Origin of the sequence: Collinsella aerofaciens (assembly GCF_020709435.1) — a bacterium.
GTDB classification, from domain to species: Bacteria; Actinomycetota; Coriobacteriia; order Coriobacteriales; family Coriobacteriaceae; genus Collinsella; species Collinsella aerofaciens_AU.
Window position 1 is genome coordinate 23,388 of record NZ_JAJFDP010000003.1, and the last position, 19,150, is coordinate 42,537.

Annotated in this window: 17 protein-coding genes; 10 read left to right on the forward strand and 7 right to left on the reverse strand. The window is 58.8% G+C overall.

Features of this window, described 5'->3' with window-relative positions:
- Complete coding sequence (locus LK493_RS02920) at window positions 1-753, forward strand: amino acid ABC transporter ATP-binding protein (protein WP_225093387.1); 753 nt, start codon at window positions 1-3, stop codon at window positions 751-753.
- Window positions 754-888: 135 nt separating this feature from the next.
- On the opposite strand, the gene LK493_RS02925 is transcribed toward LK493_RS02920, so the two are convergent.
- Together LK493_RS02925 and LK493_RS02930 are read right to left on the reverse strand one after the other, a co-directional pair.
- Complete coding sequence (locus LK493_RS02925; protein WP_227790073.1) at window positions 889-1,308, reverse strand: flavodoxin; 420 nt, start codon at window positions 1,306-1,308, stop codon at window positions 889-891.
- Between the two features lie 45 nt (window positions 1,309-1,353).
- Window positions 1,354-2,058: a DUF3793 family protein gene (locus tag LK493_RS02930; RefSeq protein WP_227790074.1), complete on the reverse strand. Its 705-nt coding sequence runs from the start codon at window positions 2,056-2,058 to the stop codon at window positions 1,354-1,356.
- Window positions 2,059-2,231: 173 nt separating this feature from the next.
- On the opposite strand from LK493_RS02930, the gene LK493_RS02935 reads away from it, so the two are divergent.
- On the forward strand, window positions 2,232-2,615 hold the full coding sequence (locus LK493_RS02935; protein ID WP_227790075.1) for a heavy-metal-associated domain-containing protein: 384 nt from the start codon (window positions 2,232-2,234) through the stop codon (window positions 2,613-2,615).
- A gap of 273 nt (window positions 2,616-2,888) precedes the next feature.
- Window positions 2,889-5,441, forward strand: a complete 2,553-nt coding sequence (locus tag LK493_RS02940) for a hypothetical protein (RefSeq protein WP_227790076.1) — start codon at window positions 2,889-2,891, stop codon at window positions 5,439-5,441.
- Here LK493_RS02940 and LK493_RS02945 read toward each other — a convergent pair.
- Both LK493_RS02945 and LK493_RS02950 read right to left on the reverse strand, forming a co-directional pair.
- Window positions 5,438-5,863: a hypothetical protein gene (locus LK493_RS02945; protein WP_227790077.1), complete on the reverse strand. Its 426-nt coding sequence runs from the start codon at window positions 5,861-5,863 to the stop codon at window positions 5,438-5,440. The genes LK493_RS02940 and LK493_RS02945 overlap by 4 nt on opposite strands.
- Window positions 5,856-7,361, reverse strand: coding sequence for a Y-family DNA polymerase (locus LK493_RS02950; protein WP_148345626.1), 1,506 nt, complete (start codon window positions 7,359-7,361; stop codon window positions 5,856-5,858). Before LK493_RS02950 ends, LK493_RS02945 begins: the two co-directional genes overlap by 8 nt.
- Window positions 7,362-7,585: 224 nt before the next feature.
- Here LK493_RS02950 and LK493_RS02955 point away from each other — a divergent pair, with 224 nt between their 5' ends.
- Together LK493_RS02955 and pgi are read left to right on the forward strand one after the other, a co-directional pair.
- Window positions 7,586-8,110, forward strand: a complete 525-nt coding sequence (locus LK493_RS02955) for an iron-containing alcohol dehydrogenase (protein ID WP_035138860.1) — start codon at window positions 7,586-7,588, stop codon at window positions 8,108-8,110.
- Window positions 8,111-8,309: 199 nt separating this feature from the next.
- Window positions 8,310-10,004 carry a glucose-6-phosphate isomerase gene (gene pgi, locus LK493_RS02960; protein ID WP_035138859.1) on the forward strand — a complete coding sequence of 565 codons (1,695 nt, stop codon included), beginning with the start codon at window positions 8,310-8,312 and terminating at the stop codon, window positions 10,002-10,004.
- Window positions 10,005-10,145: 141 nt separating this feature from the next.
- Here pgi and LK493_RS02965 read toward each other — a convergent pair whose 3' ends face one another.
- The 3 genes from LK493_RS02965 to LK493_RS02975 form a co-directional block, all read right to left on the reverse strand.
- Window positions 10,146-11,450 carry a VirD4-like conjugal transfer protein, CD1115 family gene (locus LK493_RS02965; RefSeq protein WP_227790078.1) on the reverse strand — a complete coding sequence of 435 codons (1,305 nt, stop codon included), beginning with the start codon at window positions 11,448-11,450 and terminating at the stop codon, window positions 10,146-10,148.
- Entirely contained in the window at window positions 11,443-12,060 is a 618-nt protein-coding gene (locus tag LK493_RS02970) for an ATP-dependent Clp protease proteolytic subunit (protein WP_022094432.1), read from the reverse strand. Before LK493_RS02970 ends, LK493_RS02965 begins: the two co-directional genes overlap by 8 nt.
- A 63-nt stretch (window positions 12,061-12,123) precedes the next feature.
- Window positions 12,124-13,014 (reverse strand): hypothetical protein, encoded by an 891-nt coding sequence (locus LK493_RS02975; RefSeq protein WP_195544144.1) that lies wholly within the window; start codon window positions 13,012-13,014, stop codon window positions 12,124-12,126.
- A 489-nt stretch (window positions 13,015-13,503) separates the two neighbouring features.
- Between LK493_RS02975 and LK493_RS02980 the strand changes: the two genes are divergently transcribed.
- The 5 genes from LK493_RS02980 to LK493_RS03000 all read left to right on the forward strand — a co-directional run bounded on the left by LK493_RS02980 (window position 13,504) and on the right by LK493_RS03000 (window position 19,149).
- Complete coding sequence (locus tag LK493_RS02980) at window positions 13,504-14,346, forward strand: Cof-type HAD-IIB family hydrolase (RefSeq protein WP_195544145.1); 843 nt, start codon at window positions 13,504-13,506, stop codon at window positions 14,344-14,346.
- 63 nt (window positions 14,347-14,409) lie between these two features.
- Window positions 14,410-15,069, forward strand: coding sequence for an HAD family hydrolase (locus LK493_RS02985; protein WP_321573262.1), 660 nt, complete (start codon window positions 14,410-14,412; stop codon window positions 15,067-15,069).
- Between the two features lie 58 nt (window positions 15,070-15,127).
- The gene (locus LK493_RS02990) at window positions 15,128-15,871 is read left to right on the forward strand and encodes a GntR family transcriptional regulator (RefSeq protein WP_195622410.1); all 744 of its coding nucleotides are present in this window, start codon (window positions 15,128-15,130) and stop codon (window positions 15,869-15,871) included.
- A 220-nt stretch (window positions 15,872-16,091) separates the two neighbouring features.
- A complete protein-coding gene (locus LK493_RS02995; protein WP_195622409.1) occupies window positions 16,092-17,555 on the forward strand; it encodes a YfcC family protein in 1,464 nt (487 codons plus the stop codon).
- Window positions 17,556-17,565: 10 nt separating this feature from the next.
- Window positions 17,566-19,149 carry an amidohydrolase gene (locus LK493_RS03000; RefSeq protein ID WP_227790080.1) on the forward strand — a complete coding sequence of 528 codons (1,584 nt, stop codon included), beginning with the start codon at window positions 17,566-17,568 and terminating at the stop codon, window positions 19,147-19,149.
- Window position 19,150: the final 1 nt, after the last annotated feature.

Genomic DNA, 19,150 nt, shown 5'->3' on the forward strand with positions numbered 1-19,150 from the left:
ATGAGCGAAACCAATAACTCGAACGAGGTCGTCGTCAGCATCAAGAATCTCCAGAAGGCCTTTGGCGATAACGTGGTCCTGCGCGATATCGATCTGGATGTGCACAAGGGCGAGGTCGTCGTAGTCCTGGGTCCTTCGGGCTCGGGCAAGTCGACGATGCTTCGCTGCATCAATCGTCTGGAGCATCCCACGAGCGGCTCGATCATCGTTGAGGGCGTGGATGTGTGCGCCAAGGGTGTCGACCTCAACAAAGTGCGCACGCACTTGGGCATGGTCTTTCAGCAGTTCAACCTGTTCCCGCACCTGTCAGTCAAAAAGAACGTCATGCTCGCGCAGCAAAAGGTGCTCAAGCGCAGCAAGGAAGAGGCCGAGAAGATCGCCATCGAGGAGCTGACCAAGGTTGGCCTGTCCGAGCGCATTGACTTTATGCCGAGCCAGCTCTCGGGCGGTCAGCAACAGCGCGTGGCGATCGCCCGCGCCCTGTCGATGAATCCTCACGTCATGCTCTTTGACGAGGCCACGTCGGCGCTCGACCCCGAGCTGGTTCGCGACGTTCTGGGTGTCATGCGCGATCTTGCACGTGACGGTATGACCATGATCGTGGTGACGCACGAGATGGGCTTTGCCCGCGATGTCGCCGACCGCGTGGTCTTTATGGACGGCGGCGTTATCGTGGAAGAGGGTACGCCGAGCGAGGTCTTCGACCACCCCAAGAGCGAACGCACCAAGGCGTTCTTGGGCAATATCTCGTAGCAACGCGTCGAGGTTGTCGATATAACAAACGGGGACCGGATGTGAATATCCGGTCCCCGTTTTTGTTTGGGCATGAGCGACTGTTGTTGTGCGGTACTCGGCTGTCAGTTGCCTTGCGACTTTCTGACGGCTTCGTTAGGCCAGCTCCGCTCCCAGGGCCTTGCAGGCCGCTTCACCCTCATCATCGGGGGCGTCGTAGCAGATGACGGAATCGACGACGTTGACGCCCGCCTCGTCGGCGTCGGCCTTCCAGTTGTCCATCCATTCGCCCTCGGCCCACGAATAGGAGCCAAAGAGGACGACCTTCTTGTCGCCGAGAGTCTCCTTGACCTCGTCCCACATCGGCTGGAACTCATCGTACTCGAGTTCCTCGGAGCCCATGGCGGGGCAGCCGAAGGCGAAGGCGTCGTAGTCGGCGGTTTTGTCTGCGGAGAAGTCGGCGCAGGAGATGACCTCAGTCTCGGCACCCGCGGACGTGGCGCCTTCGGCGACGAGGTTTGCCATGGCCTCGGTATTGCCCGTGCCGCTCCAATAGACGACAGCGATCTTGCTCATGTTTTGTCCTTTCGGTTGTGCGGCGCAGGCCGCGGCTTGTACGTTCTATCGGGTTGCCTGGGCAAGTTGCGCCAGGCTGCAGCCCTGCTGATAGACAAAGGTGAAGTATTGGGTGCAGGCACGGTAGGCATCAAACGTCGCAAGCGCCTGCTCGACATTTTCGTAGACCTTCCAGGCCCCAAAGACCTTGTAGTTCTCGCCGCGCTGGACGATAAACTGATGGACATCTTCGTAGGGATAGCCCAAAAAATAGCCAATTTCGTGGGGGAACTCGCACATGCACCCCGTATCGCAGTGCCTATTTCGCGCGAGTGCGCAGACGCTGCCGTCATAGGCGCTTTCTGCGGCATTGCTGCTTGCCAGTGTGATGCGCGCGGCGAGATGCACCAGCGATGCGGGCAGGTTGTGGACATCGTAACCTTCGGCGGCAAGCGCCGTCGTGGCGCGGGGGTCGGAGAGGTGTCGCATGAGGTCCGCAGGGCGGTACACATAGTTGAGCGCTCCGCAGGGGCGCCAGACCAAAACGCTCATATGGATCCCGAGTGGCTGGAGCTCGCGGTTGCATTGGGCTATGACGGCGAGCAGGCGAGAGCGTCGCCCTTCGATATGGGCGGCGCCGGGTTTTCCGTTTTGGTTGGCGTAAACGCCGGGATAGGTAAAGAGCGATGCCGGCTTGATGCTCGCGAGCGTGGGGGAGCAGTTGCGCACGACCGCTGCCTGAAACGTTGGAATGTCTATGGTTCGAGTCACGGCGCTCCTTCTGGTCCTCACTGTTAGCCTAGGAAAACTTATACACGAAAGTAAGCCTTGGTCAACTAAAAAGTTTAAACAGGGAAACTAATTGACCGAACGGACATGTTTTTGGGTTAAGATGGGGACACCCCATGGGGGTATCTAGATAGGGCTACTTGAAAGGGGAACGCATGAGTGACTTGCTCAACCCTGCGAATCTCATTGTGCTTGCCGTGATTGTCGTTGGCATGTTCTTTGGCCTGCGGCGCATTGTCGCTTCGACACACGGGAAGAGTTGTTGCAGCGATGGCGCGAGCGGCAAGAAGGCCAAAAAGGTTGTTGTGACGGATACCGATCCGTCCCACTACCCCTATAGCGATGAGTTGCTCATCGGCGGCATGAGCTGCGATGGCTGTGTTCAAAACGTTGAGAATGCTCTCAATGCGCTGGACGGCGTGTGGGCAACGGTAACGTACGCGGACCACACAGCGCGCGTGCGCTCGAAGCGCCCGGTTGATCGCGACACGCTCGAGACGGCGGTGAGGGGCGCGGGCTATTACGTTATGAAAATGTAGGCGTTCCCCTCTCCGGTGGGTACCGGCCTCCTGCCCATGGTGACTATCGGCATCCAAATATTTGCGCAAAAAATAACCTTTAGATGCGGCAAAAGTGGAGCTTGGTGACGGTTTGCGCGGAATTCGCTACCAATTGAGCATCCGTTAACCCGTCCAAAAAATTACAGATGTATAATTACGCGTTGATTATTGCTGTGCTCAGATTGCAATTAACCGTGGACAGAAATGAAGAATGCTAAAACTGGGCTTTAGGACAGGGGAGGCTATAACCTTATGAGACGAGTGGGAACACTTGGCTTGGTGGCAGCGCTTGCCGCTATCTTGGTATCGCCGCTGCCGGCGCACGCCGAAGACGCTTCGGGTTCCGTTACCTACAATGCGGGAAATGGGTATTCCTTTGAGAAGCTCTCGCATCCTACGGTAGGAACGTCGCAGCCGGATGGCATCGTCGACTACCAGGGTGACGGTGTCGTTGCCGTTCCGGGCGCCGACGGTAATACTGCCAACAACGAAGGCGATCGCGGCCAGAGCTACACGTGGGCGGCTGCGAGCTATGGTGACTGGCTTTATGTGGGCACCTGCTATGCGGCGATGGGCAACACGCTTACGCTCATGAACGGCACGCTGGGCGATTCCTTTGATGCCGAGACCATGCGTCTGACGCTGGAGGCCATGTTTAACGGCACGTTCTTCTACGGACAGCAGAAGGAGGACGGCACGGCCGACAAGGACAGCGGCGGCATCTTGGTCAAGATCAATACCAAGACTGGTGAGACCAAGCTGCTGCTCTCTGAATCGCTCAACGGCGTCGCTCCTTTGTTCCGCAATGCCGTGAGCTATAAGGGCAAACTCTATTTCTGCGGCAGCGTTAGGACCAATGGCGGCAAAAGCGGTCTGCCTGCTGTATATGAGATCGATCCTAAGACGGATGAGTACAAGGTCGTCTATCAGGGTCTTTCGAGCATACAGGATTACGGCGCTGCCTACAAGCAGGGCATCTCAACCGGTATCCGCGGTATGTGCGTCCATGATGGCCAGCTCGTCATCAGCAACGTGGGTAAAGACGCGGCCGGTAAGTTTGTGTCGACAATCCTGACGTCGTCTGACCCCTCGAAGGGCCAGGAGAGCTTCACCGAGATTGCCAACTCGGATAGGCTGTTTAACTATCCGGCGATTCGCTATCAGGACAGCATCTACGGCGGCGCCATTTGGGATATGGTCTCGTACAATGGCCATCTCTATGCGACCATCTGCACCGGTACGCCCGAGAATGCCCCCGATGATAATTCCATGCAGTCGTTTGCCATGGTCCGTGGCGACAAGAACGCCGACGGCAGCTATTCGTGGACTCCGATTGTCGGCGACCAGGAGGCGGACGGTGCAAAGTATTGCTTTGGCATCGATCCTGCCCGTACCCGTTCTGGCGCTGCCAACCTCATCGTCTACAACGACTACCTCTATATCGGTGAATACAACGACGAGGAGATTGCCCTCGAGCGCATCCTGTTCAACAAATCCAACACCGAAGAGGGCGGCAAGAGCAGCATGGGTGGCGTTGACTGCTCGTTTGTGAATGCCAATCTTGAGCAGTCGGTTAACATCTATCGCATGGACAAGGACGAGAACATGGAGCTCGTCGTTGGCGATCGCACCGACATGTTCCCCGAGGGCGGTATTTCCGGCCTGACTTCGGGCTTTGGCCGAAACGAGAACCAGTACATTTGGCGCATGCAGAAGTTCGACGGCAAGCTGTATATCGGTACCTTTGATACCGCGAGCCTGCTTGAGCCGATCGGCCAGTTCTCCAATGGCGACATTATCGATATGACGCCCGAGGAGTGGGACTCTCAGGTTCAGCGCCTTAGGGACCTGCTCAATCACCTGCTCGACAAGAAATCGCCTGACGACCCCATCGTTCCCGTGAACACGCTTGCGGACGATGATTCAAACGAGGCCGTCGAGGTCGATGATTCGAACGAAGCTGCTGAGGTTGATGATTCAAACAAGGCCGTCGATGTCGATGACGAGAAGACCGAGGTTGCTAAGGGCTTTGGCGATCTGAGCGATGCGCTGGAGGATGCCGCGGGCGGTCTTTGCGATCAGGCCGCGACGATGCCCCAGGACTTTGAGGACGACGCCGCTTATGTCCAGAAGATCGATGGCGAGATCGCGTACTTCAAGTCCTTTGCCGACCAGTATCAGGACATGCTCGATAGCTATGAGAGCCTTAAGCAGCAGTACGAGGATGCCTATGGCACCGAGCTGCCGAGCGATATTCAGGATGCGCTCGATAAGCTGCTGAGCGAGGAGAACCTCAAGAAGTTGCAGAGTGTCCTTACGTGCATGTGTTACCTGCGCGATGCCGAGCGCGGCTTTGATATGTATGTGACCGAGGACGGCGTGAACTTTACGACGCTGACGACCAATGGCTTTAACGATCCGTATAACCATGGTCTGCGCACCTTTGCGGTGACCAACCAGGGTCTGTGCCTTGGTACCGCCAACCCGTTCTATGGTTGCCAGGTCTGGATCCAGCGCAAGGAGAATTCGGAGAATCCGGTTGATCCCGGTACTCCGGATCCGACGGAACCCACCGATCCTTCGCAGCCGGGTGGCGGCGATCAGCCTGGCGGCAGCCAGACGGGTGGCAACGACCAGTCGAGCAGCACCACGACCACCGTCACGACGACCGCTAAGAAGACTCCGAAGGACGGCTCGCTGCCTCGCGCTGGCGACTCGACCCTCACGCTGGTCTTGGGATTGCTGGTTGCAGCTGCCGCAGTGCTTGGCATTGCTCTCGTCTTGCGCAAGCGTTCTCGTCGCTAGGCTCGTCCGCGTAGCTCAATGTCCTGGATATCGTCGAAGTTGATGGCGATATCCCTGAGTTTGAGCAGCTTGAATGCGGGTAACGCTTCGTCGAGAATGCCCGTGCGGCTACGATAGCCGTACGTATCGTAATAGGTGACGCGCACCAAGTCGCCGCGTTTGAGGCCCTCGAGCTTTTGCGAAAGCTCGAGGGCTTTTTCTTCCGTGAGCTCACGTTTTTGCTCGACGGTGATTTCCTGCTTGCGCACGAGCTCGTAGTATCCCGTGAGGGCGGCAAAGGGCATAAACTGTGCGGCGCGGTTGGCGCGCACGGCACCGTTGGCAGTGAGGTTGGGGTCGGCTGCGCGGCGTCTGCCCTCGGGGTCCGCCAGGCGCTCGAAGGCGGTCGGCGGGCGCATGGGCTGTTGTTTGGGTTTAGGCACGGTGTCCTCCAACTTGATCGTTGCGCTCGCGCGCGGTGGCGCCGGCGGTAAAGCTTAATCCCTTGACGAGCGCGTTCTTGCCGTACTTGCCTTTCACGGCCAGGACGGCGCGCGCCAGGTCGCGCTCGCGCTCATCGGCCTCGATATCGCTGAACAGATCGATGGTGGCAAATTCCTCGGGCACAAGATTGCTAAAGCCCAGGTTGATGCGCTTGACCGGTCGTTTGGGATCGACAGTCTGCGCCCAGAGCTCATCGAAATAGCCCATGATCTTCTTAAACGAATTGGTACGCTCGGGCAGCTTGCGCGAGGCGTTGGAGTGCGCAAAGAGCGCGGCATAGCCACCACGCGGTTTGCCACCATGCTCTCCCACAAAGATGCCATCGATTGCCTGCGCTTCGCGCACCAGGCGGCGCCGTTCGTCATCGCGCTGGACGGGCTTGGGAGCACGGGGCGCGAGCTCGGGGCCGGCGGTTGCGGTGGGTTCGATGCTCGACGTACTCGAGCGCAGGTGTCCGCATCCGTCCACATATTGTGCAGTACCGCTGGCATCAAGCCTGCGTATGTCGGCGCGCTCGCTCGCGTAGCCCACAAAGAGCGAGATGCTGTCGCAGACCACGTGCTTATCGATCAAGTCCAACACGGCGTTGTCGACCATCTCGCGCAAGACGGTGTAGGCCTGCTCGTAGGCATAGCCCTTCGAGAGCACCTGTCCTGTGGTGGTCGAAGTTGCTTGCGGGCGATAGGCTTGGATATCGGCGATGGTTGTCGGCTCGCGTCCGAAGGCGTGGTCGATGAGATACTCGGCATTGACGCCGAGCTCGTCGTAAAGCAGGTTTTCGTCGAGCGCCGCGACGCCCATCAGATCGTAGACGCCGTATTTTTCGAGTCGTGCTGCCACGCCGGGGCCGATGCCCCAGATATCGGTGATGGGACGATGGGGCCAGATTTCCTTGCGAAAGGTCTCATCGTCGAGTATGCCGATGCGGCTGGGTACGTGCTTGGCGGTGATATCGAGTGCAACTTTGGCCTGGAATAGGTTGGGGCCGATGCCGACCGTCGCCGTGATGCCGGTGCGCGCCAGGACCTCGTCGCGCAACATGCAGGCGAAGCCTTCCGCATCGGTGTGATAGAGGTCCAGATAGGGTGTCACGTCGATAAAGCACTCGTCAATTGAGTAGACGTGAACGTCTTGCGGACTGACGTATTCCAGGTAGATACCGTAGATCTGCGCCGACACCTCCATGTAGTGCTGCATGCGCGGTACGGCCTTGATGTAGTCGATGCCGTCGGGAATCTCGAATAGGCGGCAGCGGTTGTGAATACCTAAGTCCTTCATGGCCTGCGTGATGGCGAGGCAGATGGTCGTGCGTCCGCGCGATTCGTCGGCAACGACTAGGTTGGTGGTGAGCGGATCGAGCCCACGGTCGACGCACTCGACGCTGGCATAAAACGTCTTGAGGTCGATGCAGATATAGGTGTGCTGCTCGTGCGCCATCCGTGTCCCTCCATCAAACACATGTTCTTATCGAATATCTGTTCGATAATACCCGCTCGTCCGGACACCGTCAAAATCTGTCCCTTTTTGGCAAGTATGGTCGTGCGGCTTCATCGGGGTTTTAACGCAGCCCTAAAGAGCGCGAAACAGCTCGGAAAAGCTCGCTTCGTAGCATGAGCCTAACGATCGATACCACCATAAAGCACGGAAGGGTTGTGGGGATAATGGTCAACTATGGGTTTGGTATGCCGACGCGCTTGGTTGCGGATGGGGATGTGGCTCGCTGGTGCGGGCGATTGGTTGCCCACTATGGCGGCACCAAGGCACTGGTCGTGCTGGGAGGCGACAAGCACACGCGCGATGAGCTCGTTTCGGCGGCGCTGGGCTCGCTCGATCGTGCCCTGCTCGAACGCGTACTCTTTCGTTGCGGTTCGGCCGGGGGCGACGGGGGAGACGATTTGGTCGATGAGGCCGTAGCCCTGGCAACCGATGAGGGCGTGGACTTTGTCCTGGCGATTGGCGATGCCGATACTGCTGGCTTTGCGCGCGAGCTCGCGCGTCGCATGGCGGCGCTCGATGCCGGCGAAGACGGTTTTGTCCCTTATGGATGCATTCTCTCGGAGGGCAAGGCGCCTGCTGTCGTGGGCACCGGTGAGGTTCCCGTTTTTGCCATTATCGCGCCCGAACTGCTGGAGGGCATCGGGTCTCCTCTGCGTGAGTTGCTCGGTAGCATCTGCGCCGCGGCCTAATATTTGCCATAAAAGGACGGGTTATTTTTGGTTGGTAAAGCGTTTGACCTGCCAAAATAAGCCTGTCCCTTTTTAATCGGTTGCCGTTTGGGGGCCGATTGGCAACGCTCGCTGATTGTAGTCTTGACCTGCGCTAGAATAGTGGCATCTGAATGTCCGGGCGCATGGAGGCGTGCGCCCGTATGCTGAGGAGGACTCTATGGCAACTGTTGCCGCACCTATCGATGCTACGTCGACTGCCGCTTGGAAGGCGCTCGAGGCTCATCAGGAGAAGCTCGAGGCCGAAGGTATCGACCTCAAGGCCTGGTTCGCTGCTGACGCCGACCGCGTGAACAAACTGAGCTTTGACGCCGGTGACCTGCACTTCGATCTGTCGAAGAACCTGGTGACCGATGAGACCGTCAAGCTGCTGTGCGATCTTGCCCGCGAGGTGAAGCTCGAGGAGCGCCGCGACGCCATGTTCTCTGGCGAGCACATCAACACTACCGAGGACCGCGCTGTCCTGCACACCGCGCTGCGCCGCCCGGCAAGCGAGAAGGGCCAGCTCATCGTCGACGGCCAGGACGTCGTCGCCGACGTGCACGAGGTCCTCGACCGCATGTATGCCTTCGCCGAGCGCGTGCGCTCCGGTGAGTGGAAGGGCGTTACCGGCAAGAAGATCGAGCATCTGGTGTCCATCGGCATCGGCGGCTCCGACCTGGGCCCGGTCATGGCCTACGAGGCTCTGCGTCCCTATGCCGACGCCGGTATCGACTGCCGCTACATCTCCAACATCGACCCCAACGACCAGGCCGAGAAGCTCAAGGGCCTGGATCCCGAGACCACGCTCGTAATCATCGTCTCCAAGACCTTCACCACGCTCGAGACCCTCACCAACGCCCGCGAGGTCAAGACCTGGATGCTCGAGCAGCTCAAGGCTCAGGGCGCCATCGACGGCTCCGATGAGCAGAACGCCGAGGCCGTGGCAAAGCACTTCGTCGCCGTTTCCACCGCACTCGAGAAGGTCGAGGCCTTCGGTATCGACCCCGCCAACGCCTTCGGTTTCTGGAACTGGGTCGGTGGCCGCTATTCCGTTGACTCCGCCGTGGGCCTGTCGCTGATCGTCGTGCTCGGCCCCGAGCGCTTCCAGCAGTTCCTCGAGGGCTTCCACGCTATCGACGAGTACTTCTGCAACACCCCGCTCGAGAACAACGCCGTCGCGCTGATGGGCCTGCTCAATGTCTGGTACGTCAACTTCTTCGGTTCCAAGAGCCACGCCGTGCTGCCGTACTGCCAGTACCTGCACCGCTTCCCGGCCTACCTGCAGCAGCTCACCATGGAGTCCAACGGCAAGCATGTCCGCTGGGACGGCAGCGCCGTGACCTCCGACACCGGTGAGATCTTCTGGGGCGAGCCCGGCACCAACGGCCAGCATGCCTTCTATCAGCTGCTGCACCAGGGCACTGTGGTGGTTCCGGCCGACTTCATCGCCTTCGCCAATACCGCCAACCCTGCGACCGACGGCGGCCAGGATGTCCACGAGCTGTTCCTGGGCAACTTCCTGGCCCAGACCAAGGCGCTCGCCTTTGGTAAGACGGCCGATGAGGTTCGTGCCGAGGGCACGCCCGAGCAGATCGTCCCGGCCCGTTGCTTTGAGGGCAATCGCCCGACGACCTCGATCTTCGGCGACACGCTGACCCCGTTCGCACTCGGCGAGCTCATCGCCCTGTACGAGCACATCACGTTTGTCGAGGGCACGGTCTGGGGCATCGACTCCTACGACCAGTGGGGCGTCGAGCTGGGCAAGCAGCTTGCCAAGCAGATTACCCCGGCCTTCCACGATGACGCCGCCAAGGCCGAGCAGGACGCTTCGACCCAGGCGCTCATCGAGTTCTATCGCGCGCATCGCAAGTAGTCGCTGCTGTTAACGCATCGCGCCTTATAGTCAGGGGCCCGTATCCTATCGGATGCGGGCCCCTTTGCTTTGCCGTAGTCCCGGGGCGCACGGCCTTTGTGGAACATCGCTGGGGCGCCGCGCGCCGCGAGAACCCTGCGCCTAGATCTCGGCCTCCGCATGGTCTCGCTGCGCCTCGGGCAGCTCCCCGTAGAGCGGATGGTCTTCGAGCTTAAAGCGCTCGACCTGTTCGGGAGTGCGACCGCGCACAAAGAGCCACGAGCGATCGATCGGCGTCGCCATGAGCGTGCTGGGCAGCGCGTCGGCGCGGTCGGAAAACACCCGGGCACTCTCGGGATCCTGGAACGCCAGCACCAGATGCGTGTCGCAGTTGCCCATGATGGAGCGTGCGCGTGCCTCGCCATAGAGCGCATCGAGCTGGTTGGTCGACTGCAGCAGCAGCGTTGCCCAGATGTTGCGGCTTCGGATAATCGAGAGCACGTTGTCGATCTGGGGGATCTGCAGATTTGCGAAGTCATCGAGCATAAAGCGCACGGGCACGGGCAGGCTGCCGTCGGGCTGCCTATCGGCCTCACGAATGAGGCCCATAAACGCCTGCGAAATAAAGAGGCCGGTCAGCGGATCGAGATTGCGGTCAATATCGCTCACGGTTACAAACAGGACGCAGGGGGTGTGTCCCATGGAAGCGAAGTTCACCTGATGGCACTCACGATAGAGCTGTGCCGCACCGTCGAATCCCAGACACATGACCTTTTCGGCAAGGATGCCGACGATGCTCGCGTGCATGCGCTCGGCATTTTGCGTAATGGCGTAGCGCCGCCATAGCGAGAGGGCATAGCTTTGGGGGTCGGTCGTGATCAGGTCGTCAAACAATCGACCCGTGGCACCGTCCTGCAGGTGCTCGATCAGCTTGATGACCGAGCTGATCGTCTGCTCGTCGGCGGGTAGCTGTTCGGTGACGTAGGCGATAAGACACGACAGCAGGTTTGCCGCCGCATGATCCCAAAAAGGCTGGTTGTTGTCCTCGATGGGGCAGATGGCCTTTGCCACCGAGAGGATGTCCTGCTGGTTGGGCCTGCCGTCCGCCTTGCGGCGAATGTGCCTCAGGGGGTTGTAGCCGCAGCGCTCGATGCCGGGCGCAAGGGCCGGGACGGTGTTGAGGTCGGCGAAGTTGAGGCATTGCACGCGGTAACCGTGGGCTGCCAGCACGGGTCCCACTTCGCGACAGAGCGTGCCTTTGGTGTCGAGCACGATGTAGCTTGCGTTCATTTGCAGCAGGTTGGGCTTGAGGACGTTTCGGGTCTTGCCGGCTCCCGAGGGGCCGATCACAAGTGCGTTGTTGTTGAGTCCCGTTTGGCGGGTGTCGCAGGAGAGCGTTCGATCCTTGGCGAGGATGGTGGACGATGCGGACTCAGATGCGGCGAGGCGGCTGGCGAGGTTAGACATGGGCGACCTCCTTGGTGGTCGAGAGAATTTCGTGGGCAAAGCCGAGCTCGACGGCGCGCTCGGCCGAAAGGTAGGTGTCTTTTGCAGTGAGGGACTGGATGCGCTTGGGCGTGAGGCCGCTGCGGTCCGAGAGGATTTGCGTGAGGGTCTTGCGGGTCTGCATGAGACGCCGGCTGGTTTCCTGCAACGCAAGTGCCGAGCCGCCTGCCCCCTGGGGGATCAGCGGGTCATGAATCATGAGCTCTGCATGGGGCGCCATACGGCGATCGTCGCCGCCCATAAAGATCACGGCGCCCATGGACGCGGCGAATTCCAGGCAGACGGTGCGGATGGGGCACGATGCGAGGCGCATGGCGTCATAGATCGCAAGACCCGATCGCACGCTTCCGCCGGCGCTGGCGACAAATATGGTGATGGGGCGGCTGGGGTCGGTGGCATCGAGCAGACGAATCTGCTGGCATAGGTCGTGGGCCATCGGGGTTTCGATGTTTCCCATGACGGAGAGCTCGCGACGGGCGAGCATCTCATCGTAAATGCTGGTGAGCGTGATACCTCGGGCGGATTCACGCATGGTGAGGGGGCTGATGATGGGGGAATGATTGGTGTCCATGAGGACTCCTTTCTGTTGGTTGTGTTGTGGAATAGGATTGTTGCCCGCGGAGGGGCTGGCGGGCTACAGGGTTCGTCCGAGCCTGAGATCGAGCTCGGTTGTGGGGCAGGCTGCCTGTTCGTGCGGCTCGCAAGCGCCAAGGGCTCCAAAGCGATGGAGCGTTGCGACGGGCGTGGTGTAGGCGAGCCGCAGCTGATGCTCGATAGGGGCACATCCGTCATTTTTGTAATGAGCCGCGTAGTACTGCGCGATGCTGGCGTTCATCTCGCTGCCATTGCGATGGCGCTCAAACTGGCGTCTGCAGGTCTCGATGATCTTTGCTACCGACTTGGGTGCCGTCGCGGGAACAAGGGCGAGATAGCCCTCAAATAGTTCGTTGATGCTCAGGAGGCACAGCAGGTCGATCAGCGTCCTTATGGCTGCTCCCTCGGCAGAAAAGTGCGCGGTCATGCGGTTATATCGGTTGCGGTCGACGATGGCCACATGGGGTCTAGGAGTTTTCTGCCCCGTGGTCCCGGGCTTTTGCCGCGCCTGTGAATTGAGCTCGACGTTGCAGCGCTTGAGGCCGTCCAACGGAAGGAACAGTGCGGTGCGCAGGGTGTTCCGCTTGCTTTCGAGTTCATGACGCTCGTCGGGTTCCCATTCGAGCTTGAGTTTCGTGTCGAGCGCCGTAAGCATATGGGCTAGGCAGCCTACGGTAAGAATGTGCGAATCGTTGTCGCGTTTTGGGGCATAGGGGTCTGTCAGCTTGCGAATGTCGGGGTCGCCCATGATCTTTGTGCAGCGCTTCAGCAGTTGAGGGTGATCGGCCAAGATCGTCGCGAGCGGTAGCGACGCGTAGTTCTTGATGGTCGCGGCGGCAAAGGCGGCGTCATATTCGTTTGCATATGCTCGCTCAATGCGGGCATCCAGAATGCTTTTCTTATCGCCGTCTTCAGCGTGGTGGTTTGTCATAGCTTCTCCAATCGGTTGATGTTCGTGCTGTTTGTTGATGTGTTGGTTGTCGTGAGTGATGTGCTTGCCGTGGGTGATGTGCTGACGTTGGGGTGCTATGCGGTTTTCAATGAGCCCGTGAGGCAGTTGCTGCAGGGGCGGGATGGAACGGCCCATGCAAGGCGGAAGGCATCGTGCTCAAAATCGAGACAGCAATGCCCTGGGTGCCTCACATGTGGCAGTTACCTCATTAAGTTGTCATTGCGTTTGGGGTTGTACTTTGCCGATCTTCCTTCTCTTACACGCTAAAACTCAAACTTCATATGCTCGATCTACTTAAAACCGCAACGGCGGTCTTTTATCAACTTATATGTCGGAACGCGTCTTTGCAAGTACTTTTTTGTCTTTGCTTCAAATGGGGTGGTTTTGCAACCGTCATACGCGCGCCGTGCGAACGTGCCCCGGCTCGGATAAGATAGTGCGCGATAAAAACGATGCAAGGAGGCACATATGGCAATTAAAGCCATCGCAATGGATATCGATGGTACGCTCACCAACGATCAGAAGGTGATCAGCCCGCGTACGCGCGAAAAGCTGCTCGCGGCGCAGGAGTCGGGCATTAAGCTCATCTTGGCTTCGGGTCGTCCCGCATGGGGGCTACATGCTCTGGCACAGGAGCTTGACCTCCAAAACCATGACGGTCTGCTAGTCGCTTTCAATGGCGCGCATGTTGTCGACGCTCAGACCGATGAGGTCCTTTTTGACCAGGCCATGCCAGCTGACGAACTGCACCGTCTGATTGATCACCTGCAAAACTATGATGTGATCCCCATGATCTCGCTCGGGCGCGACCTGCATGTAGAGGACTCGTATCGCTGCATGATTACACTGCCGGACGGCTCGCAGAAGAATATCGTCAAATACGAGCGCGATGCCTGCGACCTTAAGATCCGCGAGGTCGAGAGCTTGCATGAGGTCGTGGACACTTATCCCGTAGACAAGCTGCTGACGGCAGGCGATCCGGCCTACCTGCAGGCGCATTACGAGGAGATGTATGCGCCCTTTACCCAGACGCTTTCGGGCATGTTTACGGCCGACTGGTACTTTGAGTACACGGCGCCTGGTATCGACAAGGCCCGCGCGCTCGAGGGTGCCCTGCCCAAGCTCGGCATCGATGCCAGCGAGGTCGTCTCGTTTGGCGACGGCCAGAACGACAAGTCCATGATTGAGTGGGCCGGAACCGGTGTTGCCATGGGCAACGCCGTCGATGAGGTCAAGGCTGTGGCCCAGATGGTGACCGCCAATAATAACGAAGACGGCATTGCGGTGGCGCTGGATAAGCTGCTGGGTTAGAATCGCCGATAGTGCATGGCTCGGGCGTCCGCTTGCGGGCGCCCTTTTGTTAGGGAGGGTGCCGTGTCCGCATTTCCGTTCGACGCCGTTATCTTTGACATGGACGGCGTCATTGTCGATACCGAGTATTACTACCTGGGCGAGACTGCCGCGTTTGCCAAGGAGCTTGGGCTTAACCTGACTCAAGAGGAGTTGAACGGGCAGGTTGGTACCTCGCATCAGTTCTTCCTGCGTATGCTGGTCGATTGGTTTGAGCGCGCCGGGAAGGGGCATTTAACTGGCGAGGAAGCGTTGATCCGTTGGGACGAGTGGGCGCATAAGCGTCCGCGCGACTATCAGGCTTTGATTAACCCAGGCGCCGTGGATACGATTCGAGAGCTGCCGCGCCGTGGCGTTCGCGTGGCGCTTGCCAGCTCGTCTCCCATGGATAGCATCGAGGAAGTGCTCAATGCGTGCGGGCTGTCGGATGCCTTTGAGTATGTGGTGAGCGGCGAGCAGTTTAAGGAGAGCAAGCCCGAGCCCGACATCTACCTGCATGCGCTGGACCTGCTGGGGCTGCCCGCGAATCGCTGCTGCTGCGTTGAGGATTCGGTGCCTGGCATCACTGCCGGCAAGCGAGCCGGCCTGACAGTTATTGCCAAGCGCGAGGAGCGCTTTGGCTTTAGCCAGGATGCCGCGGACAAGATTATCGACCAGCTGCCGGAGCTGCTGGAGCTTGCGTAGGACTGGCGATGCGTAATCCGCACCGATTATTGATTCCATATTTGCTAGGGGAGGGCAAATGCCATCGACTGAAGGGTTGACCGACGGAAAAGCGGCAATCCCGCTATATCAACAGGTTATCGATATCATCAAAAATGACATCAATTCTGGTACCTATAAGGCGGGCGCTCGGATACCGAATGAATTCGAATTGGCCGAAAGCTACAAAGTTGGTCGCGTTACCGTTCGGCGGGCCATTGAGGAGCTCGTGCAGCAGGGCTACCTAACCAAGCAGCAGGGGAGGGGCACGTTTGTAAACGCCCCCAAGCTCAAGCGTAAAATCCGCCAGAAGGACGACGTTCAGAGTTTTTCGGACGCCTGCCGCGTCAACGAGATGGAGCCCGGGGCGCGTATTGTCTCAAGAAAAGTGTTGCCGGCCGATGCTACCGAAGCGCAGTTTTTTGGCGTTCCCGCTGGGTCGGAGCTGATCTGCATCGAACGCGTGCGCACCGCCGATGGCATCCCCGTGATGCTCGAGAACAACACGTACGTTTATGAAGACAACGCCTTTTTGGCGAAGGCGGACCTTACCGATCAATCAATTTTCGAGGTCGTGCGCGAACAGACGGGTCGCGGGCCTGCTCGCACCGAGCCGTGCACGCTTGAGATCGCGTGTGCGTCACCCGAAGTCGCCCGGCTGCTGTCCGTTCCCACGGGAGAGCCTCTGTTTTATATGGAGGCATATTTCTATGACGAGCAGCAGCGGCCGTTTATCATCGGCCGACAGCGGATTGTAGGATCGCGCTACGTTTTTGATATTTAGGACGTTGATCAAGAGAACGCCCGGCAGGCTAAATTGCCTGCCGGGCGTTTTTGCCGTTCGCCGCCGTTGAACGACCGTTCACCCGAGTCTTCGCAACCTGTCCGAAATATCCTTGAAGTGCTAAAAACACGCTGATAATCTATAGAACGTCATAGGACGTTTGCATTGCGCGAACGTTAAAGCGAGACACGATAAGGTCTCGGGTTCTTTGGAGGTATCTATGTCAGATACGAAGGCGAAGAAGACAAACAGACGTTTCAAATTCAAATTACCGCACGTCTATACGATCATGTTCTTGCTGATCGTGGTTTTTGCAGTTTTAACCTGGGTCGTTCCTTCTGGCCAATACCAGCGCAAGACGATCTCGACTGCGGCAGGCGAGCGTGAGGTCGCCGTTGCCGGAACCTATGAACAGGTCGACAAGAACTACACCGATTCCGAGACCGGCGAGACCACCAACTTGGGGCAGGACATCTTTGCGGTTTTGCAAGCACCCACTAAGGGCATTCAGGAGGCTGCCGATGTCGTTGCCTTTGTCTTGCTGATTGGTGGTTCGTTTGCAATCATCACGAAGACCAATGCGCTCAACGCTGGCATGAGCCGAGTAATCAAGAAGCTCAAAAACAAAGATATTCTGATTATTCCCATCACGATGACGCTGTTGTCCATTTGCGGCACCACGTTTGGCATGTCTGAGGAAGCCCTGCCGTTCTATGCCATCTTCATCCCCATCATGATGGGCATCGGATATGACTCCATGACGGCATTCATCATCTGCTTCCTCGGTCCCAACTTGGGCTACTGCGCCTCGACGATTGACCCGTTCAACGTTTTGATCGCGCAGGGCATCATTGGCATCGAGGGCAACCCGCAGCTGTGGTTGCGTGCCGTTGCATGGGTTATTTTCACCGCCGCCGGCATCGCATGGGCCATGCGCTATGCCATGCGCGTCAAGAAGAACCCCAAGTCGTCCGTTACGTTCGAGGACGACAAACTCAAGCGCATTGAGTTCTCCGTGACCGATGCTTCCATCGAGGAAGAGTTCACCACTCGCCAGAAGCTCGTGCTGATTGATTTTGCCGGTGGTATGGCGCTTATCGTGTGGGGTCTTGTTACGCAGGGCTGGTATATGAACGAGATCTCTGCCGTGTTCCTTGGCATGGGGCTGCTCGCCGGTATCCTGGGCGGTCTTGACCAGCAGACCATCGCCGATGAGTTCGTTAAGGGTCTTGCCGACTTTGCCTACGCAGCCGTCGTTATCGGTATCGCTCGCGGCATTCTGGTCATCGCCGAGGGCGGCATGATTATCGACACCATCCTTCAGGCACTTGCCACTCTGCTTGCTGGAGCCCCTGCCGCCGTGTACACCACGTTCATGTACGTTGTCCTTGGCCTCCTGTCCTTCCTGGTTCCTTCGAGCTCCGGCCTGGCCGCGCTTACCATGCCTGTCATGGGTCCTTTGACCGAGCTTATGGGCCTCAACCCCGAAGCCGCCGTAACGGCGCTGCAGTTTGCCAACCAGACCATTAACACCATTAGCCCCGTGGCAGGTATGACGGTGGCGGGCCTTGCCGTGGCAAAGATCTCGTTTGGCCAATGGTGGAAGACCATCTGGAAGTTCTTCATCTTCATGGTCGTGTTTGGCTTGGTCATTACCGCCATCTCCGGCATGCTTCCGGCGTAAGGAGGTCGCGATGTCCAATCGTTTGACGGTGCTGACGTCCAAGAGCGTCTTTACCGGTACGGAAGACCAGCCGTTTGAAGGTTTTGTCGCGGTACGCGGCAATCGGATTGAAGCCGTCGGTAGCGCTGGCGAGGTAGACTCGTTTCTCGCCCAGGCAGATGAGGTGATCGATTGTGGCGACAGAACGGTCATGCCTGGCTTGGTCGATGTGCATACGTTCTATACGGGCTGGGCGTTGCGGAGCTTGGGAGCCGACTTATCCGAAGCCTCTGACGTCGACGAAGTGGTAGCGCTTCTGCGTTTGTGGAAGGATGCCCATCTCGATTGTGCCGCCGCCTTTGGGCACGACCTTCCCGCATCGCTCGCCGAAGGCGCCGAGAATGAAAAAACGGCGGCAGCGCTCGACGACGCTTTCGGAGACGTTCCTGTTGTTTGCTTTACTCCGGGTGCCGAGACGTGCGTTCTCAACGCCGCCGCCAGCGAGCGCTATGGTTTTACGCCCGAGGCCTGCTACGCCGAGAAGACCTGGCGTATGATGCGGGACTTCCTGGCGCTTCCCGAGGTACGCGCCGGGTATTCTGATTACATGGCGATGCTGAACGCTCGCGGTGTCACGGCTATCAAAGAGATGGCCTTCGACGACTATTACGGATTTGCCGACGAGATGGCGCGTCGTGAGGAATCTGGCGAGCTGACGGTTCGCGTCTCCATGATGTCGCAGCCGGTGGGCGCCGGGGCGAATCTGTCCTATGCTCGTGCGGCGCGCGATCGCTTCCAGGGACCGTTTGTTCGTTTCTCGGGCTTCAACCGTATGACCGATCGCGGCGTGTGGGCAGGACTTGCCGAGATGATCGATCCTTATGAGGAGACGGCCGATGCAGGGGCTGCCGGCAAGACGGTTGTCGAGGAGCCCGAGTGGGGTTTGATTGAGGACGAGCTGCGCGCGATTGATGCCGAGGGCTTCCGTTACTCGCTTCATTGTCAGGGTGACGGCGCCGTTCGCCACACCGTTGCGCTGTATGCTTCGCTGCCGCGAGATGAACACGGAGTCATGCTTCGACGCCATGCGATTACCGACCTCGAGAACTCTGATCCGGAAGACCTTGCCCTGTTTGGCAAGCTGGGCGGAATCTGCGAGGTCTACCCCCAGATCCTCACGCTCGATAAACGCGAGGACTGCCTGTCGATGATGCGTCGGCAGATCGGCGAGGTCCGACTGCTGCACAGCTGGAACCGTCGCGGTATGGAAGACGCGGGGTGCACGGTGTGCTGTGGCACCGACCTCCCGCTCTTGATTCCGAGCTTGGGCGAATCAGTATTTAGCGCATGCGGCGGTTTCTTTGCCGACGGTTTGTCCGTGAATGAGGGCAATACGCTGACGATTGCCGAGCTCCTTCGTGCGTGGACGGCAGGGGGCGCATATGACCTCATGCGCGAGGATGAGCTGGGGACGCTCGAGGCCGGTAAGCTTGCCGACATCTGTGTGCTCGATCGCGATGTGTTTGGCCTTGACTACCATGATGCTTGTGACCTTGCTGTTGATATGACCATGTCGGACGGACGTATCGTGTTCGACCGAAATAAGGAGGTTTAGC

Coding starts and splice junctions, on each gene's coding strand:
- LK493_RS02950 (WP_148345626.1), bottom strand. CDS start 7,361: ATGGCGCACGAGCAGCACACCTATATCTGCATCGACCTCAAGACGTTT.
- LK493_RS03000 (WP_227790080.1), top strand. CDS start 17,566: ATGTCCAATCGTTTGACGGTGCTGACGTCCAAGAGCGTCTTTACCGGT.
- LK493_RS02990 (WP_195622410.1), top strand. CDS start 15,128: ATGCCATCGACTGAAGGGTTGACCGACGGAAAAGCGGCAATCCCGCTA.
- LK493_RS02935 (WP_227790075.1), top strand. CDS start 2,232: ATGAGTGACTTGCTCAACCCTGCGAATCTCATTGTGCTTGCCGTGATT.
- LK493_RS02980 (WP_195544145.1), top strand. CDS start 13,504: ATGGCAATTAAAGCCATCGCAATGGATATCGATGGTACGCTCACCAAC.
- LK493_RS02975 (WP_195544144.1), bottom strand. CDS start 13,014: ATGACAAACCACCACGCTGAAGACGGCGATAAGAAAAGCATTCTGGAT.
- LK493_RS02925 (WP_227790073.1), bottom strand. CDS start 1,308: ATGAGCAAGATCGCTGTCGTCTATTGGAGCGGCACGGGCAATACCGAG.
- LK493_RS02970 (WP_022094432.1), bottom strand. CDS start 12,060: ATGGACACCAATCATTCCCCCATCATCAGCCCCCTCACCATGCGTGAA.
- LK493_RS02965 (WP_227790078.1), bottom strand. CDS start 11,450: ATGTCTAACCTCGCCAGCCGCCTCGCCGCATCTGAGTCCGCATCGTCC.
- LK493_RS02955 (WP_035138860.1), top strand. CDS start 7,586: ATGGTCAACTATGGGTTTGGTATGCCGACGCGCTTGGTTGCGGATGGG.
- LK493_RS02940 (WP_227790076.1), top strand. CDS start 2,889: ATGAGACGAGTGGGAACACTTGGCTTGGTGGCAGCGCTTGCCGCTATC.
- LK493_RS02995 (WP_195622409.1), top strand. CDS start 16,092: ATGTCAGATACGAAGGCGAAGAAGACAAACAGACGTTTCAAATTCAAA.
- LK493_RS02920 (WP_225093387.1), top strand. CDS start 1: ATGAGCGAAACCAATAACTCGAACGAGGTCGTCGTCAGCATCAAGAAT.
- pgi (WP_035138859.1), top strand. CDS start 8,310: ATGGCAACTGTTGCCGCACCTATCGATGCTACGTCGACTGCCGCTTGG.